The organism is Actinoplanes missouriensis 431, from assembly GCF_000284295.1.
Lineage (GTDB): Bacteria > Actinomycetota > Actinomycetes > Mycobacteriales > Micromonosporaceae > Actinoplanes > Actinoplanes missouriensis.
Genome location: NC_017093.1, coordinates 7,590,163 through 7,616,885, shown reverse-complemented (window position 1 = coordinate 7,616,885; position 26,723 = coordinate 7,590,163). Strand labels below are relative to the sequence as shown.

Sequence of the window (26,723 nt, the reverse complement as noted above, 5' to 3'; positions counted from 1 at the left end):
ACGGTTGATCAGGTAGGACTGTCCTATGGCGTTGCATGTGCGCGGGACGGTTCTGCCCGACGGTGAGGTCCGGGATCTGTGGCTGGTGGGGGATCGGGTCACCTACGAGCCGGTGGCCGGGGCCGAGACGATCAGTGACGGCGGGTTCGTCGTGCCCGGTCTGGTCGATGCGCACTGCCATCTCGGGATCGCGTACGGCGCGAAGCCGATCGAGAGCGTCGACCAGGCCCGTGAACTGGCGGTGATCGACCGGGACGCGGGAGTTCTGGCGCTGCGGGACGCGGGTTCGCCGTACCCGTACCCGGAATTGGATGACGAACCGGGCGTGCCGCGCCTCGCGCGGGCCGGGCGGCACGTGGCCGCGCCCCGGCGGTACCTGCGGGACATCGGTGTCGAGGTGGCCGGTGACGAGGTGGCCGCCGTGGTGACCGCGCAGGCCAAGGCCGGCACCGGCTGGGTGAAGCTGGTCGGCGACTGGATCGACCGGGAGGTCGGTGACCTGGCGCCGAGCTGGGACGCAGCGACCATGGCGGCAGCGGTGGAGGCGGCGCACGCGGCCGGCGCCCGGGCGGCGGTGCACACGTTCTCCGAGGAGGGCGTGGAGATCATGGTGCGGGCCGGGGTGGACTCGGTCGAGCACGGCACCGGTCTCAGCCTCGATCTGATCGACGAGATGGCCCGGCGGGGGACCGCCCTGGTGCCCACGATGATCAACATTCGGACCTTCGGCAAGATCGCCGACTCGGCGCGGGGCAAGTTCGACGGGTACGCGGACCACATGATCCACCTACGGGACCGGTTCCCGTCCGTGGTGCTGGCCGCGCACGAGGCCGGCGTCCCGATCTACGTGGGCACCGACGCCGGTGGTGGCATCCGGCACGGGCTGGCCGCCGACGAGATGCTCTACCTGCACGAGGCCGGCATCCCGGCGGCGGACGTGCTGGCCTCGGCGTCCTGGAAGGCCCGGGAGTGGCTGGGCTTCCCCGGGCTGGTCGAGGGTGGCCTGGCCGACCTGGTGGTCTACGACGCCGACCCCCGCGCCGACCTGCGCGTGGTGAAGGCGCCGCGCCGGATCGTCCTGCGCGGCGCCGTCATCAAATGATCAGCGGGTGAACCGGTAACGGATCAGCCGGGACTCGTCGACACAGACCAGCGTCGTGGTGCTCCACGCGCAGTTGGCGCCGGCGCCGGGCCGCACCGCGCCGCCGGGGACCTCGCCCAGGACGGTCCGCGTGCCGTCCACGGCCGACACCGCGACGGCCGTCACCCGGGGGCTGTCCCGTTCCACTTGGAAGACGAGCAGGTTCCCGTCGTCGACCCAGCCGAGTTCCGACCCCTGGAAGAGCACACGGCCGGTCTCGTCGCGCAGTGCCGATCCCCGGGTGCCGGTGGTGAGCGTCCGGCCGGCCCGGGCACTGCCGCCGCCGAAAGTGTTGCCTCCCGGTGCCGTCCAGAGCACCCGTGCCGAGGCGACGTCGACCGCCACCAGCGCGGACTCGGTGTCGCTCACACAGATCCGGCCCGGCCCGCACCCGAAGATGTCCTGCGGCTCCCGGCCGGGTTCGAGAGTGTGGATCACCCGGGACGTGCCGTCGTCGCCGAGCACGGCCGTCCGGATCTCGTCGCCGACCGGCCAGACCACCATCCCGTCGTGCACCGTGGTGAGCCCGCTCTGGCTGTTGAGGACCTTGGCGATGCGGTTGCGCACCTCCCCGGTACGGACGTCCCGGATCAGCATCCGGCCGCTCGTCAACTGCTGGAACATGTATCCGTCGCTGAACGGCTGGTTGTTGCTCAGGCCCCAGCTCTGTCTCCCGGACCCGGCGTCAATGCCCGCGGTGAACCTGGGACGGTCGGCGCCGCCCGGCGCCGACCAGAGCCGCTCGCCGGTGCGCATGTCGAGGCCCTCGGTGAGTCCGTCGGCGGCGTGCACCCGCACCAGCACATCGGGGTGGACGACCAGATCGTCGTCGAGCTCGTGGACCAGCGACCAGTGTTCCGCGCCGGTGGCCGGGTCGAGCAGGTGCATGACGGGCCGGGTCGCGGCCTCGCGCAGGAGCACGGTGCCCGCGATCGGGACCGGGATGTCGGTGCCGCCCAGTTCGTCCGGGGTGCTCCAGAGGATGTCACCGGTCCGCTCGTCGGCCGCCACGCCACGGTTCGCGCGGCCGTCGACGCCCGCGCCGGCCGGCACGGAGACGGCGAACAGCCGGCCCTGCGAGAGGACCGGGTGGTTCCAGTATCGGTCGGCACCGAGGTCGAGCGGCTCTCCCAGGGGTTCCAGGCCCCGGATCGGGGAGTTCGGCGTGGCCGGCAGGATCGGCTCGGTCCGATGGCCGCGCTGCCAGGCGGCGGCGCCCACACCGGTGATCACCAGTAGCGTGGCGAGTGCCGCGGCCACGGCCCGGTTGCGGCTGCGCCGGGCGCCGCGCCGCCGCGCCACCTCGGCCGGCGCCACCGGGACCGTGTCGCCGTCCCGGCTCAGGTCGGCGAACATCTCGTCCAGATCAGCGGGCACGGCGAGCTCCTTCCCTGTTCGTCCCGGCTGTCTCGGTCTCTCCTGGGGAGGCGCCGAGCGCGACGGCGAGGCCGGCGCGCCCGCGGGACAGCCAGGACTTGACGGTGCCGGTGGACGCGCCGGTCTCGGCGGCGATCTCGGCGATCGTCCGGTCCATCAGGTAGTGCAGGACCAGCGCCTGCCGATGCGCCGGCGGCAGGTCCCGCATCGCGCGGACCAGCAGCACGGTGTTCTCGGACGGGGGCGGGGCCGGCGGCAGGGGCGCCTGCGCCGCGTCGTGGGCGCGACGCCGGAACACCCGCCGCCACCGGTCGGTGGAGAGCCGGTTCACGACCAGCCGCAGCCAGGCCTCCGGGTCCTCGTATCCGGAGACCCGCCGCCAGCGTTGCCAGGCCCGCGCGTACGCCTCCTGGACCAGGTCCTGAGCGGCCCCGGCGTCACCGGTCAGCCCGAACGCGTACCGCGTCAGCCGCCGCGACGTGTCCCGGTAGAACGCGTCGAAGTCATCGGTCCCCGTCATCTCACCGCACCCTCCGGAGGGTCCGCCCTCTCCGGGGATCAGACACGACGGGCCGCGCCGATCGGTTGCGGGGTCAGCGCTCGAATTTCCAGGTCCACAGCTCGGAGCCGGTCGGGCAGGTCAGGTAGTCGGCGTTCCAGTCGCACCCGCCGGAGATCTCCGGCATCTCGCCGAGGTCGATCGTGCGGCCGTCGACACCGGAGATCGCCCGTGCGGTGAACCGGCCGGTCGCCGGATCGCGGACCAGCGCCAGCACGTTGCCGTCGTCGATGAAGCCGCCCGCGCCGGGCGCCTCGGCCAGCTGACCGCCGTTCTCGTCGAGCACCACCGTCCAGGAATCCGATCCGACCGTGATCGAGGTCGCGACACGCCCGTTGCGGGCCGCGCCGGCTCCCGCCCCGCGCGGTGCCGGAGTCTCCCGGAGGATCCGCCCGTCGGTCACGTCGATCAGCAGCAGGACCATGCCGGACTGCTGCTCCTCGTAGACGCAGAGGCGCCGCGGCCCGCACGGGAAGAAGGTCTGCGCCGCGCCGCGACGGTAGACGATCGCGGAGGTGCCGGCGTCCGTGTCGGTGGCACGGATGCTGATCCGGCCGTCGACCCGGTCGGTGGTGTAGACGATGCCCTCGTACCCGGTCACGCCGCCGACGTCCGGCCGCGCGGCCGGCACGGTCGTGCGCACCCTGCCGGTCCGGATGTCCCTGATCACCACGTCGCCCTTCTCGGTGACCAGGATCAGCCGGTCGTCGGTGAACGGGGTGTCCCGATCACCGGTGCCGTAGGGCGCGAAGTCCGCGCCGTCCGCCGCGGTCCGCATCACGTTCAGGCCCTGGAGCGGGTGGCCGCCGCCGGACGCCGTCCAGAGCTTCCGGCCGGTCACGATGTCGTGTCCGGCGAGATCGCCGCTGCGGAGGTCCACGAGCAGCGCCACGTCGGTGTGTGACAGCACACGCCAGCGGTCGCCGATGGCTGGCGTCCACAGGACCGCGCCGGTGTCCGGGTCGTGGAACCGCCAGCCGTCGTCGCCACGGAGCAGGACGGCGCGGGGTGTCACGGTCAGCGCGGCCGCGGACGGTGGCGTGGCGGCGGTCCAGGTGGTCACGCCGGTCGCCGCGTCCAGCGCCTGCACCCGGCTGTCCGGGGCGCCGGCCAGACCGTACACATGGGTCCCGGAGATCCGGGCGCTCGTCCACGTGGACCCGGCCGGCAGGCGCAGTGGCTCGCCGACCGGCGCCATCCCGCGGATCCGGGCCGGGGTCGTCGCCGGCAGGATCGGTTCGGCGTGCCGCCGCTGCCAGGTCACCACCCCGGCGCCGGCCAGCACCAGCAGCACCGCGGCGGCCGCGGCCAGGGCACGGTTCCGCCGGCGGGCGGCGCCCCGGCGGCGCGCGTCCGCGACCCCGGGCGGGGGCAGCGCGTCGCAGTGCCGGCCCAGTGCCGTGAACAGGTCGTCGAGATCAGCGGACACGGCGGGCTCCTTCCGGTGAATCGTGGCCGAGGGCGGCGGCCAGGCCGGCCCGGCCGCGGGACAGCCAGGACTTGACGGTGCCGGTGGACGCGCCGGTCTCGGCCGCGATCTCGGCGACGGACCGGTCCAGCAGGTAGTGCAGGGCCAGCGCCCGGCGATGCGCGGCCGGCAGCGTCCGCATGGCCCGGACCAGCAGGACCACGTCGTCGGAGGGTGGCGGGACGGCCGGGGCCGGTGGCGCGGACGCGGCGTGGTGGCGGCGCACGAAGAGCCGCCGCCAGCGGTCCGCGGAGAGCCGGTTCACCACGAGTCGCAGCCAGGCCTCCGGGTCCTCGTAGGCGGAGACCCGCCGCCAGCGCTGCCACGCCCGCGCGTACGCCTCCTGAACCAGGTCCTGCGCTTCACCCGGATCACCGGTCAGGCCGTACGCGTAACGCATGAGCCGCCGGGAGGTGTCCCGGTAGAACGCGTCGAAGTCCATCCGTCCCCCGTCCTTGACGTAAAGGGACACGGGACGCCCACCCGCCGGGTTGCATGCCGGCCGAGACTAGGATGTCTCCTCATGGCTCGCGTGCTCACTCCCCGTGCGGAGGACTTTCCCCGCTGGTACCAGGACCTGATCGCCAAGGCGCAGCTCGCCGACAACGGCCCGGTGCGCGGGACGATGGTGATCCGTCCGGTGGCGTACGCCGTCTGGGAGCGGATGCAGGCGGACATGGACGCCCGGATCAAGGCGGCCGGCGTACAGAACGCGTACTTCCCGCTCTTCATCCCGGAGAACTACCTGCGCCGCGAGGCCGATCACGTGGAGGGCTTCTCGCCGGAGCTGGCCGTGGTCACCCACGCCGGTGGCAAGGAGCTCGCCGAGCCGCTGGTGGTGCGTCCCACCAGCGAGACCGTGATCGGCGAGTTCATGGCGAAGTGGGTCGACTCGTACCGTGATCTGCCGTTGCTCTTGAACCAGTGGGCCAACGTGGTGCGCTGGGAGCTGCGGCCGCGCACGTTCCTGCGGACCACCGAGTTCCTCTGGCAGGAGGGCCACACCGCGCACGCGACCGAGGCGGACGCCCGTGAGCACGCCCGTGACATCCACCGCAACGTCTACCAGGCGTTCATGGAGGAGTTCCTGGCGATCCCGGTGATCCCCGGCCGCAAGACGAAGGGCGAGCGGTTCGCCGGCGCGACGAACACGATGACCGTCGAGGCCATGATGGGCGACGGCAAGGCGCTGCAGATGGGCACGTCGCACGAGCTCGGGCAGAACTTCGCGAAGGCGTTCGACATCACGTACTCGTCGGCCGAGCGCACCGTCGAGCACGCCTGGACCACCTCGTGGGGCACCTCGACCCGGATGGTCGGCGGTCTGATCATGGTCCACGGTGACGACAACGGCCTGCGGCTTCCGCCGCGTGCCGCGCCGATCCAGGTGCAGATCATGGTGGTCAAGGCCGGCGAGGGCGTCGCGGAAGCGGCGGGCAAGCTCCGCGACGAGCTCACCACCGCGGGGGTACGGGTGAAGCTCGACGACCGTGCGGACATCCCGTTCGGCCGGCGCGCTGTCGACGCCGAACTGCAGGGCATCCCGATCCGCGTCGAGGTCGGCCCGCGGGACCTCGCGACCGGCAACGTGACAGTGGCCCGCCGGATCGACGGCTCCAAGTCCCCGATCGCGCTCGCCGACGTGACCGGCGCGGTCACCAGCGCTCTCAAGGCCGACCAGCAGCGCCTGTACGACGACGCGCTGGCGTTCCGCGAGGAGCGCACGTTCGACGTGAAGACGCTGGCCGAGGCGCTCGAGGCGGCGCAGACCGGGTTCGCCCGGGTGCCGTGGTCGGCGGTCGGCGAGGCGGGTGAGAAGGAGGCGAACGGCAAGGCGGTGACCGTCCGCTGCCTGACCCGCGAGGACGGCTCGATGCCGGAGTCGGACGACGAACCGGACCTGATCGCGTACCTGGGCCGCTCGTACTGAGCATGGTCTTCCACGCGGGCCGGCCGGTCCTCTACCGAAACTTCTCGGGGTCCCGGCTGGTCCACGTCCGGCCCTGCCGGGTGATCTCCGACGACGACCGCGGGCTGCTCCTCTGGCTGGCCCGCGGCTCGGCCGTCCTCAACGAGACGGCGGTGGACGGCCGCGGCGTGCGGGACATGTCGTTCGCCGACTGGTCCGTCTGTGCCCGCCGCCTGGTCCCGACGACCTGGTCCGGGCCGGGGATCCTGATGTTCCTGCCGGCCGAGGGCGAGCACTCGGTCTGGTTCTTCCGCACCGACGAGGGCGTGTTCCGCGAGTGGTACGTCAACCTCGAGGAGCACGGTGTCCGCTGGGACGACGGTGACGTGGCCGGCGTCGACGTGATGGACCAGGACCTGGACGTGGTGGCCGCGCCGGACCGCACCTGGCGCTGGAAGGACGAGGACGAGTTCGCCGAGCGCCTGGCGCTGCCCGAGCACTACTGGGTGCCGGACCCGGACGCGGTCCGGGCGGAGGGTCGCCGCGTGATCGAGAAGATCGAGGCCGGCGAGTTCCCGTTCGACGGCACCTGGACCGATTTCCAGCCCGGCCCGGACTGGCCCGTGCCACGCGAGGTCCCGCCGGGGTGGGACCGCCCGGCGGCGCGGTGAGACCCGGTTGGGATCCGGCCGGGTTCATCTGGCAGAATGGCTTGTTGGTATCCGGCATGCGTCAGGCGCCCTCTAACCCCTGATCGCACCGCCAGTCCACGAGGCATCGGTCCCGCATCCCCACGTGGGTTCCGGTCGGCTCACCCACGCAGTCATCAGGAGCGAAAACACCGTGGCCGTTAAGATCCGGCTCCTGCGGATGGGCAAGATCCGCAACCCGCAGTACCGCATCGTCGTCGCCGACTCGCGCACCAAGCGCGACGGCCGCGCCATCGAGTACGTCGGCATCTACCAGCCGAAGGAACACCCCTCGGTCATCGAGGTCAAGTCCGACCGCGTTCAGTACTGGCTGGGCGTCGGCGCGCAGCCGAGCGAGGCCGTGCAGCGCATTCTCGAGAAGACCGGCGACTGGCAGCAGTTCAAGGGTCTGCCGGCCCCGCCGCCCCTGCTCGTCGCGCCGAGCAAGCAGAGCCGGACCGAGATCTACCAGGAAGAGGCGAAGGCCGCTGCCGGTGTCGCCGACACCAAGCCGGCCACCACGCCGAAGTCGAAGAAGGCCGCTGCTCCGGAGGTCGCCGAGGCTCGCCCGGCCGACACCAAGGCCGCCGACCCGGCCGAGCCGAACCGCGAGGCTGTCGCCGAGACTGCACAGGACCCGGCCGGTGCCGGCGCCGACGCGAGCTGACGGGGCGCTCCGGCCCGCGCTGGAGCACCTCGTCAAGGGCATCGTCGACAACCCGGACGACGTCCGGGTCCGGCTGGTCGACTCGCGCCGCGGCAAGCGGCTCGAGGTTCGCGTGCACCCGGAGGACCTGGGAACGGTCATCGGGCGCGGCGGCCGGACGGCCAAGGCCCTGCGTCAGGTGATCGGGTCGATCGGCGGTCGCGGCATTCGCGTAGACATCGTCGACGCGTATTAATCGATGCTGCTCGTCGTAGGCCAGATCGGTAAACCGCACGGCATCCGGGGCGAGGTCTCGGTGGTCGTGCGGACCGACGAGCCCGAGGAACGCTTCACCGCCGGGTCGGTGTTCATCACGGAGGTCCCCCGGGACCGCCGGGTGAACGCCGGCCCGGCGGGCGCTCCGGCTCCTGGCGTCCCGTTCGAAGTTCCGAAACAACTCACCCTCGAGTCGATCCGCTGGCATCAGGGCCGCGGCATCGCCGTCTTCGAGGGCATCTCCGACCGCAACGTCGCCGAAGCGCTGCGCGGAGTCTTCCTCCAGGTGGACAGCGCCGATCTGGCGCCGCCGGAGGACCCCGAGGAGTTCCACGACCACCAGCTGGTCGGGCTGCGGGTCGAGTCTGCCGACGGCACGCTGCACGGCACCGTGTCGCGGATCGACCACGCGCCCTCCTCCGACCTGATCGTGCTGAAGAAGGCCGAGGGCGGGACGGCGCTCATCCCGTTCGTCACCGCGATCGTGCCGACCGTCGACCTGGCGGGCGGCCGTGTGATCGTCGATCTCCCGGAAGGCCTGCTGGATCTGTGAAGGTCGACATCATCTCGATCTTCCCGGACTATTTCGCACCGCTGGACCTCTCGCTGATCGGCAAGGCGCGGACGACCGGGACGCTCGACCTCTCCGTGCACGATCTGCGCACCTGGACCTATGACGTGCACCGGACGGTGGACGACAGCCCGTACGGCGGCGGTCCCGGCATGGTGATGCGCCCCGAGCCGTGGGGCGAGGCCCTGGACGCGGTCGCCGCTCCGGGCGCGACCCTGGTGATCCCCTCCCCGGTCGGCAAGCCGTTCACCCAGGCCGACGCGCACGAGCTGGCCGAGCTGGACCACCTGGTCTTCGCCTGCGGGCGGTACGAGGGCATCGACCAGCGGGTGATCGACGACGCGGCGGACCGGATGCCGGTGCGCGAGGTCTCCCTCGGTGACTACGTGCTGTTCGGCGGCGAGGTCGCGGTCATCGTGATCATGGAAGCGATCACCCGGCTGCTGCCCGGCGTGCTCGGCAACGCCGAGTCGCTGACCGAGGAGTCGCACGCGGCCGGCCTGCTGGAGGCCCCGGTCTACACCAAACCGCAGTCCTGGCGCGACCGCGAGGTGCCGGACGTGCTGCGCTCCGGCGACCACGGCCGGATCGCCCGCTGGCGGCGTGAGCAGAGCCTGGTGCGGACCGCGTCCCGGCGGCCGGACATGTGGGCCGCCTACCCTCCGGAAAAACTGGACAAGAAGGACCGGAAGGCGCTGGTCGAGGGCGGATTTCAGATCCCCGGCCAGGATGTGGCAGAGTAGTGAGGTTGCCGTCTCCACCCGCGCCGCGGGGCGAGACGAGGATCTTCCGGAGTTGCAGAAGATCAGAATCACCCGCCGCGCACCGACTTCCGGTGCGCCTCTAGTACGAGGATGCAGCGATGAACACGCTGGACGCTCTCGACGCCCAGTCGCAGCGCACCGACCTTCCCGACTTCCGCGCCGGTGACACGCTCAAGGTGCACGCCCGGGTCGTCGAAGGTAACCGTTCCCGTGTCCAGGTCTTCCAGGGCGTCGTGATCGGCCGCCAGGGTGCCGGCCTGCGCGAGACCTTCAAGATCCGCAAGATCAGCTTCGGTGTCGGCGTCGAGCGGACCTACCCGCTCAACAGCCCGGCGATCGACCGGATCGAGGTCATCACCCGCGGTGACGTGCGCCGGGCGAAGCTCTACTACCTGCGTGAGCTCCGTGGCAAGAAGGCCAAGATCAAGGAGCTTCGGGAGAAGCAGTCCGTCTGACGACCGAGACGGTCCGGCACGGATGGGCGCGGGCGAACTACGCTTGCGCTCGTGCCGGACGGTTCTGGTGAACCTTTCCAGTCCTACCGCCCGTAACTTTCCCTAGCCGGGAAACTCGGGCGGTAGTGCTGTATCCGGGGGCGGTTCGGCCGGGTCGACGGCAGGAGATGCGAAGCGTGGAACCGATGGAAGGCTATCGGCCGTCCCGACGGCGCCGGGGCGTGATCCGGCGCAAGGAGATGCCGCTCTGGCAGGAGCTGCCGCTGCTGCTCGTGGTGGCGTTCTGCCTGGCCGTGCTCATCCGCACCTTCCTGGTCCAGGCGTTCTACATCCCGTCCGGTTCGATGGAGAACACGCTGCTGATCCAGGACCGGGTCCTGGTCAACAAGGTCGTCTACGACATGCGTGACCCGCTCCGCGGCGAGATCGTGGTGTTCCGGGGGACCGACGACTGGGCCCCCGAGGTGACCGAGACGGTCAGCAACACCTTCCTCGCGAAACTCGGCCGCACGATCGGTGACCTGGTCGGCGTCAGCCGACCCGGCGAGCGCGACTTCATCAAACGGGTGATCGGTCTTCCGGGTGACAAGGTCGCCTGCTGCGACGATCAGGGCCGGATCACGGTGAACGGGATCGGCATCGACGAGCCGTACATCGCGGAGGGTTTCAACTCGGACCTGAACCAGCCTCCGATCGCCGGCCAGTGCACCAGCCGCCGGTTCACCGAGGTGACCGTGCCGGCCGGGCAGATGTTCGTGATGGGCGACCACCGGTCGGTCTCGCAGGATGCCCGGTGCCAGGGTCCGGTGCCGATCGAGAACGTCATCGGCCGCGCCTTCGTGGTGGTCTGGCCGAGTGACCGGTTCACCAACCTCACCGTTCCTGACGTGTGGAAACAGTTCGCGGCGGACCATCCGACGGCGGCCGCGGGCCCGGCTGTCCGGCCGCGCGCGGAGGGCCCGATGGTCGCCACCGAGGTGCTGCCGCTTCTGCTCGGTGTTGTTTTATCCGCGCGTTCCGGCATGTCGTTCGTGACTCGACGACGTAGGCTCCGAGCGTGATTGACGAGCAGACCGAAAAGCGCCGCGGCTCGTTCTGGCGCGAACTCCCCATTCTGCTGGGTGTGGCGATCCTCGTCGCGGTCCTGGTGCGCGCCTTCGTCCTGCAGACGTTCTACATCCCGTCCCCGTCGATGGAGCACACCCTCAACGTGTGGGACCGGGTCCTGGTCAACAAGCTCGTCTACGACTTCCGCGACCCGCGCCGCGGCGAGATCCTCGTCTTCAAGGCGCCCACCGAGTGGCAGTCCGGCACCGAGGGCGAGGACTTCATCAAGCGGGTCATCGGCACCCCCGGCGACAACGTCGTCTGCTGCGACAACGAGCAGCGCCTGATGATCAACGGCGTCTCGCTCGACGAGCCGTACATCTACACCGAGTCCGACGGCACCCGCAACCAGGTCGCCGATCAGAACTTCGACATCACCGTCCCGGCGGGCCGGCTCTGGGTGATGGGCGACCACCGCGAGGCGTCCGGCGACTCCCTGGAGCACTACGAGCAGAGCACCGCGACCGATGAGGCCGGCAAGCTGCAGGACGCGACGGTGCCGATCGACTCGGTGGTCGGCCGCGCGTTCACCATCTTCTGGCCGGCCGGGCGGGCCACCTGGCTCTCCGTGCCGGACGAGTACGACGCGATTCCGAACGCCGCCGGCAAGTGACCGATTCGCCGAGGTGCCCCGGAGCGCAATAGGCTTGGTTCCGTGACCGTGATCGACCGCCGTGCCGGGCGCGTCCTGCTGCTCGACCGGGCGGGGCGTGTTCTGCTGCTGCACGGCGGCGACCCGGCCCGTCCCGGCCTGCACTGGTGGTTCACTCCCGGTGGGGGCCTGGAGCCCGGCGAGACGGTCGCTGAGGCGGCGGCCCGCGAGCTCTTCGAGGAGACCGGGTTGCGCGCGGCGGCCGGCGACCTCGGCGAGCCGGTCTGGAGCGAGGTCACCGAGTTCGAGTTCGACGGCAGTCAGTACCGGCAGGATCAGGAGTTCTTCGTCCTGCGGGTGGCCGAGTGGCAGGTCGACACGGCCGGGATGGACGTGACCGAGCAGCTCACCATCACCGAGCACCGCTGGTGGTCGACTGCCGAGATCGAGGCGAGCAGCGAGCAGATCTTCCCGGTCGGCCTGGCCGGCCTCGTGCGCGCTGCCGCTTCGGGCGCCGCCGGCGCTTCGGGCGCTGCCGCTGATGTCGCTGGTGACGCCGCCGGGAAGGATTCTTGATGCTGGCTCCTCCGCGCACGGTGATCCGGCGTGAGGCCGGGCTCTACGCGCTCGAGCAGGCGCTGCAGCGCCGCGGCTTCCGGCACGTGGCCGGCGCCGACGAGGCCGGCCGGGGCGCCTGCGCCGGTCCGCTCGTGGCGGCCGCCGCGATCCTGCCCGAGGGCAAGCGTGGCGAGATCCCCGAGCTGGCCGATTCGAAACTGCTCACCGCCGCCGCCCGGGAGAGGGTCTACGACCAGGTGGTGGCGCGCGCGCTCGCCTGGTCCGTGATGATCATCCCGCCGACCGAGGTCGACGCGCGTGGGCTGCACGTCTGCAACCTGGCCGCGATGCGCCGCGCGCTCGCGTCGCTGACGGTCCGCCCGGATTACGTTCTGACCGACGGCTTCCCGGTGGACGGCCTCGGCGGGCCGGGCCTCGCGGTGTGGAAAGGCGACCGGGTCGCCGCCTGCGTCGCGGCGGCCAGCGTGCTCGCCAAGGTCACCCGGGACCGCCTGATGGTGGAGCTGCACGACAGGTACCCGGCGTACGGTTTCGCCGTGCACAAGGGCTACATCACCGACGACCACACCGCCGCGCTGCGCGAGCACGGGCCGTGCGCGGAGCACCGGTTCTCGTACGTCAATGTGGCCGCCGCATCCGGGCGCGGCAACCGGCCGCCCCGCGCGCGCCGTCCCGCCGGACCGGCCGCGGCGACGCTCTTCGACACCGCTGACGCGAGCACGGCCGCCAATTTCGACGCAGCCGTTACCGAGCCGCTGCTGCTTCCGGAAGCGGCTGAGGGTACCGTCGGCGTGGCGTCGGGCGGACAAGCCTCAGCCACCGGCGTCGGTGGGGGAAGATAAGGGCCATGGAGGGCGAGAAACGATGAGCGCAGAGGATCTCGAGAAGTACGAGACCGAGATGGAGCTGCAGCTCTACCGGGAGTACCGCGACATCGTCCGCCAGTTCTCCTACGTGGTGGAGACCGAGCGCCGGTTCTACCTGGCCAACCAGGTCGACCTGCACGTGCGCAACTCCGACGGCGAGGTGTATTTCGAGGTCGAGATGCACGACGCCTGGGTCTGGGACATGTACCGTCCGGCCCGTTTCGTGAAGAACGTGCGGGTGATGACGTTCAAGGACGTGAACGTCGAGGAGCTGGAGAAGCCGGACATCTCGCTGCCGGACGACGCCGGTTTCGGCGGATAGCGGTTTTCCACAGCGCCGGCCCGTCCACAGGGCCGGTCGCGGGCGGGGTGGCAGCCGGGCACGCTGGCCGGCATGGCGCTTCTCCTCGCTGTTCTGCTGATGCTGCCGCTCGGGCCGGCGCGTGCGGTCGCTCCCGAGCGTCCGGCCGCCTCGCCTGATCCGGTCGTCTCGTCGCGTCAGATCGTCTCGTCGCATCCGGTCGCCTCAGCGCATCGGGCCGCCGTGCCTGATCCGGTCGTCCTGGTGCATCCGGTCGGCCTTGTGCATCCGGTCGCGGGTCGGCGTCCGGCCGTCGGCCTCGGCCCGGTGGCTCGCCTGCGAGCGGCCGCCTATCGGTGGCCGCTGGCGCCGCCGAGCGTGCTGCGGCGCTTCGACCCGCCGCCGGAGCGCTGGCTCCCCGGCCACCGCGGCGTCGATCTCGGAGCGTCGCCGGGCGCCACGATCCGCTCAGCAGGCCCCGGCGTGGTCGTCTTCGCGGGCCGGGTGGCCGGGCGCGGGGTGGTCAGCGTGGCGCACGCGGGCGGCCTGCGCACCACCTACGAGCCGGTCACCGCTACCGTCTCAGCCGGCGACCGGGTCGCGGCCGGTGATCCGCTCGGCACGATCGAAATCGGTCACCCTGGCTGCCCCGAGCCGGTCTGCCTGCATTGGGGCCTGCGCCGCGGCGGCGACTACCTCGACCCGCTCGCCCTGCTCGGCCTCGGCCGGGTCCGGCTCCTGCCCCTCTGAACCCGGCCGTCCGCCCGCCTGCCGCCGATGCCACCCCGGTCGTTCGGCCGTCGCGCTGCCGGTGATGCCATCGCGGTCGTCCGGCTGTCGCGTTGCCGGTGATGCCATCCCGGCCGTTCGGCTGTCGCGTTGCCGGTGATGCCATCGCGGTCGTCCGGCCGTCGTGCTGCCGCCGATACCGGCTGCCCCGGGCCGGGCCGGGCGGGCGCGCTAGCGCTGGTGTTCGGCCAGCAGGGCGGGGAGATGCTCGGCCAGATGGAGGTACTCCTCCGGGCGGTTGTAGACCTGCGCGCTCAGCCGCAGCAACCCACGACCGCCCCACGCGTTGATCGCGGTCTCCGTCGCCAGTTTGTCCGAGATCCGCTGGCGCAGGGCGATCGCCTCCGGCGTGGTCGTCGCGAGTCCCGCGGGCAGCGGCACCACCCGCATCGCGATCCCCGGTCCGCCGGGGACCGGCAAATCGGAGGGCGCGAGGCCGAGGGCCGCACCGACGACCCTCTGCCCGTACGCGGCCAGAGCCGCATTGTGCTCCCGGACCGACTCCCATCCGAGTGTCCGGAGCGTGAAGACGCCCGTGGGCGCCGCCAGCCACGGCGTGTAGTCGATCGTCCCCTGGAATTCGACGGAGAGCGGATAACCCTGTTCCTGCTCCCAGGAGACCACCAGCGGATCGATCCGCCGCCGCCACGGCGCTGAGACGCTCAGCAGGGCCGTCCCGCGCGGCGCCCAGCCCCACTTGTGCAGGTTGCCCACCCAGAAGTCGGCCCCGATCGCGGCGACGTCGACGGGCAGCATCCCGGGCACGTGCGCTGCGTCGACTAGCACCGGGATGTCATGTTCGCGGGCGGCCGCCACGATGTCCCGTACCGGAAAGGTGGTGGCTGTCGCCGAAGCGATCTGATCGACCACCAGCAGGCGGGTCCGGCCGGGCCGCAGAGCGGACCGGATCCGGCTCACCACCTCGGCGTTCGTGGCGCCGAGCGGAATCGCCACGGTGCGCGCGGTGGCACCTGTGCGCCGGCACTCCCGCCGGACCGCCAGCGCCACCGACCCGTACCCGTGATCGGTGAGCAGCACCTCCTCGGCCGGCTCGAAGCGGACCGACTGCAGGACCAGTGAGATCGCGGCGGTGGTGTTCGGCATCAGCGCGCTGCCGTCCGGGTCGGCGCCGAGGAAGGCGGCCAGATGCCGTCGGGTGTGGACCACCCGGTCGAGCAGGCCGGTGCCGTAGAACCGGAGCGGGTTCGCCTCCATCTCGTCGCGCAGCCGTTGCTGGGCGCGCTGCACGGTGATCGGGACGGCGCCGAACGAGCCGTGGTTCAGATAGGACACCGACGGGTCCAGCGAGAACATCAAGCGAGCGCCCGGAATGGACCGGGGCGGATCATCGGCGCTCATGAACGGATCGTACGTCCTCAGGCGCGCGGGTGTGCCTGTTTGAACGCCGCGCGCAGACGCTCGGTCGACACATGGGTGTAGATCTGTGTGCTCGACAGTGAGCTGTGGCCGAGCAGCTCCTGCACCGCGCGCAGGTCCGCGCCGCCGTCCAGCAGGTGGGTGGCGGCCGAGTGCCGCAGATCGTGCGGACTGGTGTGCGGCAGGCCGGCCGACCGTGCCGCGTCGGCCACGATCCGGCGCACCACCGTCGGCTGCAGGCGGCCGCCCTTCACACCGAGGAAGAGGGCGTCCCGGCTCTGTCGTCCGGCGAGTTCCGGCCGGCCCGCCCGCAGCCACTCGTCGAGCGCGTCCCGGGCCGGATGCCCGTAGGGGACGGCCCGTTCCTTGGCGCCCTTGCCGAAGACGCGGACGACCTGCCTTCCGTGGTCGACGTCGGCGCGGTCCAGGCCGCAGAGCTCGGAGACCCGGATGCCGGTGGCGTAGAGGAGTTCGAGGACGGCTCGGTCGCGTACCTCCTCGGGACCGGGCTTCGCCGGATTTCTCGGGGGCGGGCTCATCAGCGCCTCGGCCTGGTCGGCGCGGAGCACCGAGGGCAGGTCCCGGTGGGCGCGCGGGCTGGCGAGCTGGGTGCCCGGGTCGGCGGGGGCGCGGCCGCTGCGGTGGGCCCAGCCGGTGAACGCGCGTGCCGCCGCTGCCCGGCGCGCCTGCGAGGTACGGGCGGCGCCACTGCCCCATCGAGCCGCCAGCCAGCCACGGAGCACCGTGATGTCGAGCTCGGCGAGCGTGGTCCGGCCCTCGCGCACGGCGTGATCGAGCAGCGAGACGACGTCGCCGAGATAGGCGCGCACGGTGTGCTCGGAACGGTTCTCCACGCCGGCCAGGTGGTGCCCGAAGTCGTCCACCGCCTCGCGCAGCTGCGGCGGGAGGGCTTCGTGCAGCAGGCGGATACGCATGCGCCCATTCTCGTCGTACCCCGGGCCTAGCTTCACCCCCATGGCTCGCTGCGCAAGGACGGCTCACCCCGGATCAGCGCGGGCCGACACGCCACGGGGGCGCGGGCTTCTTCCGGGCGGTCAGGGGGTTTGCGGGCGGTTGCGGGCCCACGCGAGGAACCTGTCGTAGAGATCGGGTGGCGCTCCGCCGTCCGCCATCATGTCGTCCAGAGCGTCGTACATCTGCGTGGACAGATAGACCTTGAGCAGCGACGGGAAACCGCGGTACTCCTCCAGCAGACCGGCGCGGGCGGTCGGGCACGGCCAGGGGAGGCCGCAGGCGCGGCAGTCCCACTGTGGTCGCTCGTGCATGTGGTCGCTCGGCGTCATGGCGTCCCTCCGGGTTGTCCTGGGATGTCCCGCCGGTACTTCGCGGGCGAACCCTGATTGGCGCGATGACGCTGCGCCGGTGTCAGATGGCCGGCGCGCCCCACGTTCGACTCGTGGCGCGGCGACCGGGGAGCCGCGCCACCGCCGGCCGGTTCGGCGTCCTCGCCGGTGCGGGCGTCGGGTGGTGGCGGAGGCGGTGGTGGCGGGACCGGCTGCTGTGGAGTGGCACGGCGTGGCCGGGGGAGCGGAGTCGGTGCGGCGGCGGCCCGGGGGACCGGAGGCGGAGGCGGGGGCGGGAGCGGCGCGGCGGCTGCGGGCGGGCGCGGCGGCGGGCGTAATGTCAGCCGGGCGTCGATGCACGGGGCGCGGAGGCCGCAGATGCAGCGCCGCCAGAGCGTGCGCCAATCGCGGCGGTGCCTGGGAGAATCCGGCACCGGGGTGGTAGGCGTGAAGCGACTAGGCATGGAGCCACTTTAGGTTGCTCCGGGACTAGCTGTCTCAGAACAACTTGATTATCGACTAATAGTCTCGCGCCTACGGTCGATCATGTGGGAGTGAAGCCGATCCGCCTCATGGGCGCACACGAGATTCGCATCCGGCTGGGCGGAGTCAGCCGGCAGCGGGCCTACCAGATCACCAGTCGCGCTGACTTTCCGAAGCCTGTCGCAGACCTCGCTCAGGGCAAGGTTTGGCTGACAGAGGACGTCGAAGCATGGATGAAGGTCCATCGCCGCGACCTGGACGACTCCGAGGACTGACCCCGCCCGCGCCGCCTTTTCCGCGGCGTGTGATCCACCGGCCACCCCGCCGGCGTACGGTCGAGAAGTGACCGCCGGCACGGGGCGAGGCCGGCCGAAGTCGTGCGGCGAAGCGTCGGAACAGCTCCGGAAATTCACTCCTGCGGGGCTTTACAGCGCGTCAAGGGCTAGCGCGATGCCATCCTCCCTCCGGACCACCAGGCCGGCCAGCTCGAGAAGCGAGAGCCGCCGTAGCACCGTCCGCAGGTCCAGCCCGGCGGCCGCCGCGAGCTCCTCCGGAGTGGACGTCCCGCGCCGGGGCACCGCCTCCAGGACGAGTGCCGACTCCTCGTCCAGCGCGTCCCGCCGGCGATCCGGGCCGCGTGGCCGCTCGCTCAGGTACTCGCCGATCCGCCCCACCTCCTCGAGCACGTCGTCGGCGGACGTGACCAGCCGGGCGTACGGATTGCCGCGCAGGATCGCGTGGCAGCCCACCGACATCGCCGAGGTCACCGGTCCCGGCACCACCAGCGCCGGCCGGCTCAGCGCCAGCACCCGGCTCATCGTCTGGGTGGCGCCGCTGCGGGCCGCCGCCTCCACCACCACGGTCCCGGCGGTCGCCGCCGCGATCACCCGGTTGCGGATCAGGAACCGGTGGCGCAGCGGCTCCGCGCCGAGCGGCCACTCGCTCACGATCAGCCCGCATTCCACGATCCGCTCGAACAACGCCACGTTGCCGGCCGGATAGGGCCGTTCCACCCCGCACGCGAGGACCGTGACGGTACGGCCCCCGGCCGCCAGCGCACCACGATGAGCCGCCGCGTCGATGCCGAACGCGCCACCCGACACCACGGTCCAGCCCCGGTCCGCGAGCGCGTACGCCATCTCGCCGGCAACATGGGTTCCGTACCCGGTGGCCGCCCGCGCCCCGACGACCGCCACCGACCGCTCGAACGCCTCGTCCAGCGGCAGTCCGCCACGCACCCAGAAGCAGAGCGGTGGCCGGGTGTCCTGATTGACCCGCCCGCCGGTGCGCAACTCCAGCCGCGCCAGGTCCGCCACCCGCCCCGGCCACTCCGGATCCGACGGCACCACGACCCGGGCGCCGAGCTTCTCCCCGCGCCGCAATGCCGCCTCGGCGAACCGTCGCGCGTCCCCGACCGCAGCCCGCGCGGCGGCGGCGGCCCGAAGCCGCCCGTCCGGCAGATCCCCGCGAAGCAGCAGGTCCAGCGTCGCCGCCGCGCCACCCTGCTGAACCAGTCCCCAGACGGTCCGGTTCCCCGGCTCCACCAGCCAGGTGAGAGCCACCCGCGCAAGCCGATCCTCATCCCGGTCGGTCGAGGTCCTCGGAAGGCCGCCCCCTCCCACGCCGGCGTCACCCTCGCCCATACCGATCGCGCCGGGCCGACCTGCGCGCGAACGGTCCTCAGCACGAGGTTCGCCGGATTTGTCGTTTGTGCCGGCCGAGCCGGCATGGGCGTGCTTCTCTGCCCCGGGCGCGGGGCCCAGCTCGGGTTCAGGGTTCGTCGTCATCGTGGTCTCCGTTCGGGGTCGCCGGTCGGTCTGAGTCGGAGATGTCGCCCATGCGCATCTGGAACGCCTCCGCAACGTCGCTCTTCGCGGGGCGGTCACGGCCGTCCAGGTCGGCGATCGTCCAGGCCAGGCGCAACACCCGGTCGAAGCCGCGTGCCGACAGCGCCCCGCGGTCGAGGGCCGCCCTCAGCAACGCGGTGTCGGGCGGCGGCAGCCCCCACGGCCGGCGTCGGAGCGCGGGTCCCGGCACCTCGGTGTTGAGCCGCCATCCGGCTTGAGCCCAGCGAGCCCGGGCGTTCTCGCGTGCCCGGACCACCCGGTCGGCGACGACGGCCGACGACTCGGCCGGCACGGACAGATCGGTGAGTTGAACCGCCCGCAGCGGCTGAACCGTCACCTTGATGTCGATCCGGTCGAGCAACGGGCCGGACAGTTTTCCCAGGTAACGCCGTCTCGCGGTGGCCGGGCAGATGCAGTGCTGATCGCCGGCGGCGGTCGCACACGGGCAGGGATTCGCGGCGGCGACGAGTTGGACCCGTGCCGGGTACTCGGTGGTGCCTCGCGTCCGGGCCAGAACGACCCTTCCGCTCTCCAGTGGCTGGCGAAGGGCTTGCAGCGTGCTGCGAGCGATCTCCGGAACCTCGTCGAGAAACAGGACGCCCTGATGGGCGAGGGACATCGCGCCGGGACGGGCCAGGCCGGGGCCGCCGCCGATCAGGGAAGCCATGCTGGCGCTGTGGTGGGGCGCCTGGAACGGTGGCCTGCGGACGAGCCCGCCGCCGACCGGCAGTATTCCGGCGATCGACTGCAGGGCGGTGACTTCGAGTGCCGCGTCGTCGTCCAGTTCCGGCAGGATCGACGGCAGGCGTTCCGCGAGCATGGTCTTGCCGGCTCCGGGTGGACCGATCAATGCCAGGTGGTGGCCGCCGGCTGCCGCTATCTCCAGCGCATACCGAGCGGTCTGCATGCCGGACACGTCGGCCAGGTCCGGCTGGCGCTGCGGCGGCGAGGGCACCGCGGGTGGTGGGTCGAGCAGGGGTGCGTTCCCCTGTACGAAGTCGACCAGGCGGTGCAGTGACTCGACCGCGCGGACCGTCACGCCCGGGACCACCGACGCCTCGTGGGCGTTGTCCAGCGGCACGATCACCCGGGTCACGCCGGCCCGGGCGGCGGCGGCCACCATCGGCAGGACGCCGCGGACCGGGCGGACCGTGCCGTCCAGGCCGAGCTCGCCGAGGAGCGCGACGCCGGCCAGCCGGGCCGGTGGGAGCTCGCCGGCGCCGGCGAGCAGTGCCGCGGCGATCGCCAGATCGAAGCCGCTGCCGTGTTTGGGCAGGCCGGCCGGGAGCAGGTTCACCGTGATGCGCCGGTTGGGCCACTCCCGGCCGGAGTTCAGCACGGCGGCTCGGACCCGGTCGCGGGCCTCGTGCAGCGCGGTGTCCGGCAGGCCGGTGAGCACCAGGGCGGGCAGCCCGTTGGAGAGGTCCGCCTCCACCTCGACCAGATGGCCGGTCACGCCGACCAGACCGGCGCAGAGCACGCGTGCGTAGCTCATCAGAACGCCGACCTGATGTGTACGACACGGGTGGCGCCCCGTGGCTGCGGGAGGACCTCCACCACGTCGAAGCGGACCTGCTTCGGGCGTACCCCTGTCTCGGCCAGCCATCGCGCGGCCAGAAGCCGCAGCTTGCGAACCTTGCGTCCGCTGACCGCGGCGGCCGGCGGACCGAAGGTCGCCGTGCGCCGCGTCTTCACCTCGCAGAAGACCACGTCGTCGCCGTCCCGCAGGATCAGGTCGACCTCGCCGTCCGGGCAGCGCCAGTTGCGGTCCAGCAGCACGAGGCCGCTGTCCTGCAGGTGCCGGGCCGCGAGTCGCTCGCCGTAGGCGCCGACCGCTCGTCGCTGAGTCGTCATGCGGCGGACCGTGGCACGGCGGCCGGCGGGCCGTCCGGGGCGCTGTGGACGGGGCGCCGATGTGGATTGCCGGCCGATACCCGAACCGGTGTGTTATGCGCCGGGGGATGGCCCGCGGTCCGGTCGGTCACCTACCGTGCGATGACGTGGAACATCGTTACGCCGACGAATCCGAGCCCGGCTGGTACAGCGGGCGCCGGTACGCCGCCGATCCGGAGACGTCCGGCTCGCATTCGCTCGCTGACAACCCCTACGACACCGGGGTACGCAACCGGGCCGTGCCCGAGCAGCGGGACCGGGAGGCGCCGAGCATCCCGATCCGCGGCCCGGAGTACCCGCCGGTGCGGCCGGCCTCGGCGACGCCCGCCGCCCCGGCGTCGCCGTCGCTGCAGGTCCCGGTGCCGGCTCCGGCCCCGACGCCGAGCCCGGCTCCGGCCGCGGCTCCCGCTTCGGCGCCGGCCGCACCGCCCCCGCCGATCGCCGAGCCGACCGCCCTGGTCCCGCCGGTGGCGGCCCGACCGGCCGACGGGGTCTATCGCACCCGCCGCCCGATCTCGTCGGTCGTGCTGACCGCGGTGGCCGTCGTGCTGCTCCTGCCGGCCCTGCGGCTACTACTGAGCGTGACCTTCGCCTCGGACCCGGACGCCCGCGGGATCGTGCCGGCGGCGCTGCTCACGCTGGGACTGGCGCTCAGCGCGGTCGGACTGTTCGCCGCGGGCGGCGGCGCGCCGAGCCGGGACGCCTGGTTGCGCGCCCCGCTGGCGTACCTCCCGGCGGGTTTGATCCTGCTTCTGGCGGCCGGTCTGGCGGTGGCGTGAGGGCCGGCCGGCCCGATCGGGGCCCGCGCGATCCCCTGATCGAGGGTGGCCCAGGTCGTCCCACGGGTTGGCGTATGCTTGTCGACGGCGACCGCCTCGTGCGGTCGACCTCGCGCGCCCTCCGGCCGTGTCGTTCGCCTGGTTTCCAGTGAGCTGTTCCCAGTGATCTGGTTCCCGGTGATGACGGCCGCCGGCGACGGCCCTCCCTGGTCCCGATCATCCCGGGTCCGACTGTGGCCGCCGACCGGGCGCCAGGACGCTTGCCGCCGGCGAGCGTGACAACCAGGGAGACCAGGGAGTAACACCATGGCCGTCGTGACCATGCGCCAGCTGCTGGAGAGCGGTGTCCACTTCGGGCACCAGACCCGGCGCTGGAACCCGAAGATGAAGCGCTTCATCTTCACCGAGCGCAACGGTATCTACATCATCGACCTGCGCCAGACCCTCGACTACATCGAGAAGGCCTACGCGTACGTTCGGGACACCGTCGCCGAGGGTGGCCACATCCTCTTCGTCGGCACCAAGAAGCAGGCGCAGGAGGCCATCGCCGAGCAGGCGACCCGCGTCGGCCAGCCGTACGTGAACCACCGCTGGCTCGGCGGCATGCTGACCAACTTCCAGACGGTGTACAAGCGCCTGCAGCGCATGAAGGAGCTCGAGGCTCTCGGTGACCTGACCGGCACGGCCGCCGGTTACACCAAGAAGGAGACCCTCCAGCTCTTCCGCGAGAAGACCAAGCTCACCAAGACCCTCGGTGGTCTGCGTGACATGACCAAGACGCCGTCGGCGATCTGGGTCGTGGACACCAAGAAGGAGCACATCGCGGTCGACGAGGCCCGCAAGCTGGGCATCCCGGTCATCGCGGTGCTGGACACCAACTGCGACCCGGACGAGGTCGACTTCCCGATCCCGGGCAACGACGACGCCATCCGCTCCGCCGAGCTGCTGACCAAGGTCATCGCCGCCGCGGTTGCCGACGGTCTGATCGCCCGCTCCGGCCGGGGCCGCAACAACAACGCCGACGAGAAGCCCGAGGCGGGCGCCGTCGCCGCCGGCGAGCCGCTGCCCGAGTGGGAGCGTGACCTCTACGAGGGCGCTGAGAAGAAGGCTGCGGACGCTCCCGCGGAGACCCCGGCCGCTGAGACCCCGGCGGTTGAGACCCCGGCGGCTGAGAAGCCGGCCGAGCCCGTCGCGGCCGTTCCCGCCGAGTAATTCGGCTCAGTCCCAGGTGCGTTTCGGCCGCCGTCGCCGCGAGAGCAGCGGCGGCGGCCGAGTTCCGAACTGACATCGAGAGAAGAGTCATGGCTAACTTCACCGCCGCGGACGTCAAGAAGCTCCGCGACCTCACCGGTGCCGGCATGATGGACTGCAAGAAGGCGCTCGACGAGGCGGACGGCGACTTCGACAAGGCCGTCGAGTTCCTGCGCATCAAGGGTGCCAAGGATGTCGGCAAGCGCGCCGGCCGCACCGCCGCCAACGGCATCGTCGCCCACTCCGGCAAGGCTCTGCTCGAGCTGAACTGCGAGACCGACTTCGTCGCCAAGACCCCGGACTTCGTCGCCCTGGGCGACCGCCTGGTCCAGTTCGGCGAGGCCAACAAGGTGGCCGACGCGGCCGCCCTCCTCGAGGCGACCCTCGAGGACGGCAAGACCGTCGCCGACACCATCCAGGACTACTCCGCCAAGATCGGCGAGAAGATCGTCCTCAACCGCTTCACGATCGTCGACGGCACCGTCGCGGTCTACCTGCACCGCAAGGCGCAGGACCTCCCGCCGCAGGTCGGCGTCCTGGTGGAGTACACCGGCAAGTCGGACGAGGCCGCTGACGCGGACGCCCGCGGCGTCGGCATGCAGATCGCCGCGATGCGCCCGAAGTACCTCACCCGCGAGGAGGTGCCGGCCGAGGTCGTCGAGACCGAGCGCCGCGTCGCCGAGCAGACCGCTCGCGAGGAGGGCAAGCCGGAGCAGGCCCTGCCGAAGATCATCGAGGGCCGGGTGAACTCCTTCTTCAAGGACTTCGTCCTGCTCGAGCAGGCGTCGGTCACCGACAACAAGAAGACCGTCAAGCAGCTCCTCAGCGAGGTCGGCATCGAGGTCACCCGGTTCGTCCGGTACGAGGTCGGCCAGGAGTAAGGCTCCACAGCAATGACACGGGAGGTCGGGTACGCGATTCAGCGACCGGCCTCCCAGTCGCATAAGGTCTCTTGCAGAAACTGAAGGGAAGGCGGGTCTCATGACAATGGTGACCGAGCAGTCCGCCACGGTCGACGAGAACCCGCCGGCCATGCGGCCGCGGCGGGTCGTCCTCAAGCTCTCCGGCGAGGTGTTCGGCGGCGGCGCGGTCGGTGTCGACCCCGACGTCGTTCAGGCGCTGGCGCGGCAGATCGCGACCGTGAACCGGCGTGGCATCCAGGTGGCCGTGGTGGTCGGCGGCGGCAACTTCTTCCGCGGCGCCGAGCTGCAGAAGCGCGGCATGGACCGGAACCGGGCCGACTACATGGGCATGCTGGGCACGGTGATGAACTGCCTGGCGCTTCAGGACTTCCTGGAGAAGGAGGGCATCGAGACGCGGGTGCAGACCGCGATCACGATGGCCCAGGTCGCCGAGCCGTACATCCCGCTCCGCGCGATCCGGCACCTGGAGAAGGGCCGGGTCGTGATCTTCGGCGCCGGCGCCGGCATGCCGTACTTCTCCACCGACACGGTGACCGCCCAGCGCGCGCTGGAGATCCACGCCGACATGGTGCTGATGAGCAAGAACGGCGTCGACGGTGTCTACACCGCCGACCCGCGGGTCGACCCGACCGCTCAGAAGCTGGAGAACATCACGTTCCAGGAGCTCCTGCAGCGTGGTCTGAGGGTCGCCGACCAGGCCGCCTTCAGCCTCTGCGAGGAGAACAAGCTGCCGATGCTGGTCTTCGGCGCCGAGGGTGACGACACCATCGTGCGCGCGTGCGCGGGCGAGCGGATCGGCACTCTCATCACCGCGTGAACGTGCGCCCACGTCCCCACATCCCGCACCACCGAAGACAGCGAGGAGGCGAGAAGAGCCGGTGATCGAGGAAACCCTCTTCGAGGCCGAGGAGAAGATGGACAGCGCGGTCGAGCACGCCAAGGAGGAGTTCGCCGCCATCCGTACCGGGCGGGCCACCCCGGCGATGTTCTCGAAGATCCTGGTGGACTACTACGGCGCTCCCACGCCGGTCACCCAGATGGCGTCGGTCGGCGTTCCGGAGCCTCGCATGGTGATCGTCAAGCCGTACGACGCGTCGCAGCTGGGCCCGATCGAGCGGGCCATCCGCGACTCCGACCTCGGTGTCAACCCCAACAACGAGGGCACTCAGCTGCGCATCCATCTTCCGCAGATGACGGAGGAGCGGCGCCGCGAGATGATCAAGGTGGCGCGGGGCAAGGCCGAGGACGGCCGGGTCGCGATCCGCAACATCCGGCGCAAGGCCAAGGACCAGCTGGACAAGATGGTCAAGGACGGCGACACCGGCGAGGACGAGGGCCGGCGCGCCGAGAAGGAACTCGACGACCTGACCCACAAGTACGTCGGGGTCGTCGACGAACTGCTCAAGCACAAGGAAGCCGAGCTCCTCGAGGTCTGACTTCCACCCGTACGTCTGCCCGGTCTTGTGCCTTTGTGCGCAGACCGGGCTTTCGTATGCACGGAACAAACCACCGCTCGGCCCCACTGTTAACCCTTTTGCTGTGCAGTAGGCTCGGGTCCGACTCCTGTCCGGGGGGAGAACACAAGGCAACGGAAGACAGGGCTGTTCGAACACTGATGTCGTACCTCGATCCGCGTGCCGGCCGAGCGCCCGGCGACGACACCAACGTGCCGGCGCCGTACTCGCGCCACCCCCAGCAGACCCCTCAGCCGTGGCCGCCGCAGGAGCACACCCCGCCCACCTGGCCGCCCGCCACCAGCCAGGGCTGGCAGCCGGAGCAGCGGCCCGAGCCGCAGCGGCCTGAGGCCCAGCTGCCCGAGGCCCAGACGGACGCGGCGATCGAGGAGTTGCCCATCACCGAGCAGCCGGTCGCGCCGCGGGGCGCCAAGGGGCGCCGCCGCGCGGGCCGGGGACAGAAAGGCGGCAAGAGCCGCGCCGGCCGCAACCTGCCGGCGGCCATCGGGGTCGGCGTCAGCCTCGGCCTGGTGGTCCTCGCCTCCCTGCTGATCGAGCGGCGGGCCCTGCTCGCCGTGCTGGTCGCCGCGGCCGGCGTCGGCGTCTGGGAGATGACCAAGGCGCTGACCGGCTCGGGCGCCAAGGTTCCGCTGATCCCCCTGGTCGCCGGTTCCGCGCTGATGACCGGCCTGGCCTGGTACGAAGGACCCGACGCCCTGCTGATCGGCCTGCTCGTGACGATCGGGGCGGCGTCGCTGTGGAGCCTCGCCGACGGCGTCTCCGCGGTCCGGCGTGACTTCACCGCCACCGTGCTGACCGCCGTCTACGTGCCGTTCCTGCTGAGTTTCGCGGCGATGCTGGTGCAGCCGGACGACGGCGCCTTCCGGGTGATCTGCACCCTGGTCGCGGTCGTGCTCTCGGACACCGGGGGATATGCGGCCGGCGTCTTCCTCGGCCGGCACCCGATGGCTCCGAAGATCAGCCCGAAGAAGTCCTGGGAGGGTTTCGCCGGCTCGCTGACGGCCGCGGCGATCGGCAGCGGCGCCCTGCTCTTCTTCCTGCTGGACGTGCCGGTCTACTGGGGCCTGCTGTTCGGCGCGGCGATCTCGGTGGTGGCCGTGCTCGGTGACCTCGCCGAGTCGATGCTCAAGCGCGACCTCGGCATCAAGGACATGAGCAACCTGCTTCCCGGGCACGGCGGACTGATGGACCGGTTGGACTCCATCCTGTTCGCCGTTCCGACGGCGTACCTCCTCTTTTCGATCATCTTGCCGAGCTGACCCGGTGAAGGCCGAGCCAGCTATGGGGGACCGATTCGACGGG

31 protein-coding genes are annotated in these 26,723 nt (G+C 71.5%); 21 read left to right on the top strand and 10 right to left on the bottom strand.

Annotated elements, in window-relative coordinates; all coding sequences use genetic code 11:
- Positions 1-25 precede the first annotated feature (25 nt).
- A complete protein-coding gene (locus AMIS_RS34685) occupies positions 26-1,102 on the top strand; it encodes an amidohydrolase family protein (RefSeq protein ID WP_014447139.1) in 1,077 nt (358 codons plus the stop codon).
- Here the strand turns inward: AMIS_RS34685 and AMIS_RS34680 are convergent, their stop codons facing one another.
- The 4 genes from AMIS_RS34680 to AMIS_RS34665 form a co-directional block, all read right to left on the bottom strand.
- Entirely contained in the window at positions 1,103-2,518 is a 1,416-nt protein-coding gene (locus AMIS_RS34680) for an outer membrane protein assembly factor BamB family protein (RefSeq protein ID WP_041830255.1), read from the bottom strand. It abuts the gene before it with no gap.
- The gene (locus AMIS_RS34675) at positions 2,508-3,038 is read right to left on the bottom strand and encodes a SigE family RNA polymerase sigma factor (RefSeq protein ID WP_014447137.1); all 531 of its coding nucleotides are present in this window, start codon (positions 3,036-3,038) and stop codon (positions 2,508-2,510) included. The genes AMIS_RS34680 and AMIS_RS34675 overlap by 11 nt, the downstream gene beginning before the upstream one ends.
- A 73-nt stretch (positions 3,039-3,111) precedes the next feature.
- Positions 3,112-4,506, bottom strand: a complete 1,395-nt coding sequence (locus AMIS_RS34670) for an outer membrane protein assembly factor BamB family protein (RefSeq protein ID WP_014447136.1) — start codon at positions 4,504-4,506, stop codon at positions 3,112-3,114.
- Positions 4,496-4,987, bottom strand: coding sequence for a SigE family RNA polymerase sigma factor (locus AMIS_RS34665; protein WP_014447135.1), 492 nt, complete (start codon positions 4,985-4,987; stop codon positions 4,496-4,498). Before AMIS_RS34665 ends, AMIS_RS34670 begins: the two co-directional genes overlap by 11 nt.
- 81 nt (positions 4,988-5,068) lie before the next feature.
- On the opposite strand from AMIS_RS34665, the gene proS reads away from it, so the two are divergent.
- The 13 genes from proS (at position 5,069) to AMIS_RS34600 (ending at position 14,050) form a co-directional block, all read left to right on the top strand.
- Positions 5,069-6,475 (top strand): proline--tRNA ligase, encoded by a 1,407-nt coding sequence (gene proS, locus AMIS_RS34660; protein WP_014447134.1) that lies wholly within the window; start codon positions 5,069-5,071, stop codon positions 6,473-6,475.
- Between the two features lie 2 nt (positions 6,476-6,477).
- Positions 6,478-7,125 carry a DUF402 domain-containing protein gene (locus AMIS_RS34655; protein ID WP_014447133.1) on the top strand — a complete coding sequence of 216 codons (648 nt, stop codon included), beginning with the start codon at positions 6,478-6,480 and terminating at the stop codon, positions 7,123-7,125.
- A gap of 172 nt (positions 7,126-7,297) precedes the next feature.
- The gene (rpsP, locus tag AMIS_RS34650) at positions 7,298-7,810 is read left to right on the top strand and encodes a 30S ribosomal protein S16 (RefSeq protein WP_014447132.1); all 513 of its coding nucleotides are present in this window, start codon (positions 7,298-7,300) and stop codon (positions 7,808-7,810) included.
- Complete coding sequence (locus AMIS_RS34645) at positions 7,788-8,045, top strand: RNA-binding protein (protein WP_014447131.1); 258 nt, start codon at positions 7,788-7,790, stop codon at positions 8,043-8,045. The genes rpsP and AMIS_RS34645 overlap by 23 nt, the downstream gene beginning before the upstream one ends.
- 6 nt (positions 8,046-8,051) lie before the next feature.
- Positions 8,052-8,618, top strand: coding sequence for a ribosome maturation factor RimM (rimM, locus tag AMIS_RS34640; protein ID WP_172666709.1), 567 nt, complete (start codon positions 8,052-8,054; stop codon positions 8,616-8,618).
- Positions 8,615-9,379 carry a tRNA (guanosine(37)-N1)-methyltransferase TrmD gene (gene trmD / locus AMIS_RS34635; RefSeq protein ID WP_014447129.1) on the top strand — a complete coding sequence of 255 codons (765 nt, stop codon included), beginning with the start codon at positions 8,615-8,617 and terminating at the stop codon, positions 9,377-9,379. Before rimM ends, trmD begins: the two co-directional genes overlap by 4 nt.
- A 119-nt stretch (positions 9,380-9,498) precedes the next feature.
- On the top strand, positions 9,499-9,855 hold the full coding sequence (rplS, locus tag AMIS_RS34630; protein ID WP_014447128.1) for a 50S ribosomal protein L19: 357 nt from the start codon (positions 9,499-9,501) through the stop codon (positions 9,853-9,855).
- Between the two features lie 167 nt (positions 9,856-10,022).
- Positions 10,023-10,916: a signal peptidase I gene (gene lepB, locus AMIS_RS34625; RefSeq protein ID WP_014447127.1), complete on the top strand. Its 894-nt coding sequence runs from the start codon at positions 10,023-10,025 to the stop codon at positions 10,914-10,916.
- Complete coding sequence (gene lepB / locus AMIS_RS34620) at positions 10,913-11,575, top strand: signal peptidase I (RefSeq protein ID WP_014447126.1); 663 nt, start codon at positions 10,913-10,915, stop codon at positions 11,573-11,575. Before lepB (AMIS_RS34625) ends, lepB (AMIS_RS34620) begins: the two co-directional genes overlap by 4 nt.
- A gap of 42 nt (positions 11,576-11,617) precedes the next feature.
- Complete coding sequence (locus AMIS_RS34615; protein WP_014447125.1) at positions 11,618-12,130, top strand: NUDIX hydrolase; 513 nt, start codon at positions 11,618-11,620, stop codon at positions 12,128-12,130.
- Complete coding sequence (locus AMIS_RS34610) at positions 12,130-12,975, top strand: ribonuclease HII (protein ID WP_014447124.1); 846 nt, start codon at positions 12,130-12,132, stop codon at positions 12,973-12,975. The genes AMIS_RS34615 and AMIS_RS34610 overlap by 1 nt, the downstream gene beginning before the upstream one ends.
- Positions 12,976-12,997: 22 nt before the next feature.
- A complete protein-coding gene (locus AMIS_RS34605; RefSeq protein WP_014447123.1) occupies positions 12,998-13,321 on the top strand; it encodes a DUF2469 domain-containing protein in 324 nt (107 codons plus the stop codon).
- A gap of 72 nt (positions 13,322-13,393) precedes the next feature.
- Entirely contained in the window at positions 13,394-14,050 is a 657-nt protein-coding gene (locus AMIS_RS34600) for a murein hydrolase activator EnvC family protein (protein WP_014447122.1), read from the top strand.
- 210 nt (positions 14,051-14,260) lie between these two features.
- Here the strand turns inward: AMIS_RS34600 and AMIS_RS34595 are convergent, their stop codons facing one another.
- The 3 genes from AMIS_RS34595 to AMIS_RS34585 all read right to left on the bottom strand — a co-directional run bounded on the left by AMIS_RS34595 (position 14,261) and on the right by AMIS_RS34585 (position 16,770).
- The gene (locus AMIS_RS34595) at positions 14,261-15,448 is read right to left on the bottom strand and encodes an aminotransferase class V-fold PLP-dependent enzyme (protein ID WP_041830254.1); all 1,188 of its coding nucleotides are present in this window, start codon (positions 15,446-15,448) and stop codon (positions 14,261-14,263) included.
- Between the two features lie 17 nt (positions 15,449-15,465).
- A complete protein-coding gene (locus tag AMIS_RS34590; protein WP_014447120.1) occupies positions 15,466-16,401 on the bottom strand; it encodes a tyrosine recombinase XerC in 936 nt (311 codons plus the stop codon).
- A 120-nt stretch (positions 16,402-16,521) separates the two neighbouring features.
- A complete protein-coding gene (locus AMIS_RS34585; RefSeq protein WP_014447119.1) occupies positions 16,522-16,770 on the bottom strand; it encodes a hypothetical protein in 249 nt (82 codons plus the stop codon).
- A 572-nt stretch (positions 16,771-17,342) separates the two neighbouring features.
- Here AMIS_RS34585 and AMIS_RS34580 point away from each other — a divergent pair.
- Positions 17,343-17,528, top strand: a complete 186-nt coding sequence (locus tag AMIS_RS34580; protein ID WP_051042615.1) for an AlpA family phage regulatory protein — start codon at positions 17,343-17,345, stop codon at positions 17,526-17,528.
- A 150-nt stretch (positions 17,529-17,678) separates the two neighbouring features.
- On the opposite strand, the gene AMIS_RS34575 is transcribed toward AMIS_RS34580, so the two are convergent.
- The 3 genes from AMIS_RS34575 to AMIS_RS34565 form a co-directional block, all read right to left on the bottom strand.
- Complete coding sequence (locus AMIS_RS34575; RefSeq protein ID WP_157435175.1) at positions 17,679-18,896, bottom strand: DNA-processing protein DprA; 1,218 nt, start codon at positions 18,894-18,896, stop codon at positions 17,679-17,681.
- Between the two features lie 127 nt (positions 18,897-19,023).
- Positions 19,024-20,595: a YifB family Mg chelatase-like AAA ATPase gene (locus AMIS_RS34570; protein WP_014447116.1), complete on the bottom strand. Its 1,572-nt coding sequence runs from the start codon at positions 20,593-20,595 to the stop codon at positions 19,024-19,026.
- Positions 20,595-20,954 (bottom strand): YraN family protein, encoded by a 360-nt coding sequence (locus tag AMIS_RS34565; RefSeq protein WP_014447115.1) that lies wholly within the window; start codon positions 20,952-20,954, stop codon positions 20,595-20,597. Before AMIS_RS34565 ends, AMIS_RS34570 begins: the two co-directional genes overlap by 1 nt.
- 146 nt (positions 20,955-21,100) lie before the next feature.
- Here AMIS_RS34565 and AMIS_RS41055 point away from each other — a divergent pair, with 146 nt between their 5' ends.
- From AMIS_RS41055 to AMIS_RS34535, 6 genes are all read left to right on the top strand, one after another.
- Complete coding sequence (locus tag AMIS_RS41055; protein WP_157435174.1) at positions 21,101-21,772, top strand: hypothetical protein; 672 nt, start codon at positions 21,101-21,103, stop codon at positions 21,770-21,772.
- Positions 21,773-22,078: 306 nt separating this feature from the next.
- On the top strand, positions 22,079-22,984 hold the full coding sequence (gene rpsB / locus AMIS_RS34555; RefSeq protein ID WP_014447113.1) for a 30S ribosomal protein S2: 906 nt from the start codon (positions 22,079-22,081) through the stop codon (positions 22,982-22,984).
- Positions 22,985-23,073: 89 nt separating this feature from the next.
- Entirely contained in the window at positions 23,074-23,904 is an 831-nt protein-coding gene (tsf, locus tag AMIS_RS34550; RefSeq protein ID WP_014447112.1) for a translation elongation factor Ts, read from the top strand.
- Between the two features lie 106 nt (positions 23,905-24,010).
- Positions 24,011-24,763, top strand: coding sequence for a UMP kinase (pyrH, locus tag AMIS_RS34545; RefSeq protein ID WP_172666708.1), 753 nt, complete (start codon positions 24,011-24,013; stop codon positions 24,761-24,763).
- 61 nt (positions 24,764-24,824) lie between these two features.
- Positions 24,825-25,382 (top strand): ribosome recycling factor, encoded by a 558-nt coding sequence (gene frr / locus AMIS_RS34540; RefSeq protein WP_014447110.1) that lies wholly within the window; start codon positions 24,825-24,827, stop codon positions 25,380-25,382.
- Positions 25,383-25,561: 179 nt separating this feature from the next.
- On the top strand, positions 25,562-26,680 hold the full coding sequence (locus AMIS_RS34535) for a phosphatidate cytidylyltransferase (protein ID WP_014447109.1): 1,119 nt from the start codon (positions 25,562-25,564) through the stop codon (positions 26,678-26,680).
- The last annotated feature ends 43 nt before the right edge of the window (positions 26,681-26,723 follow it).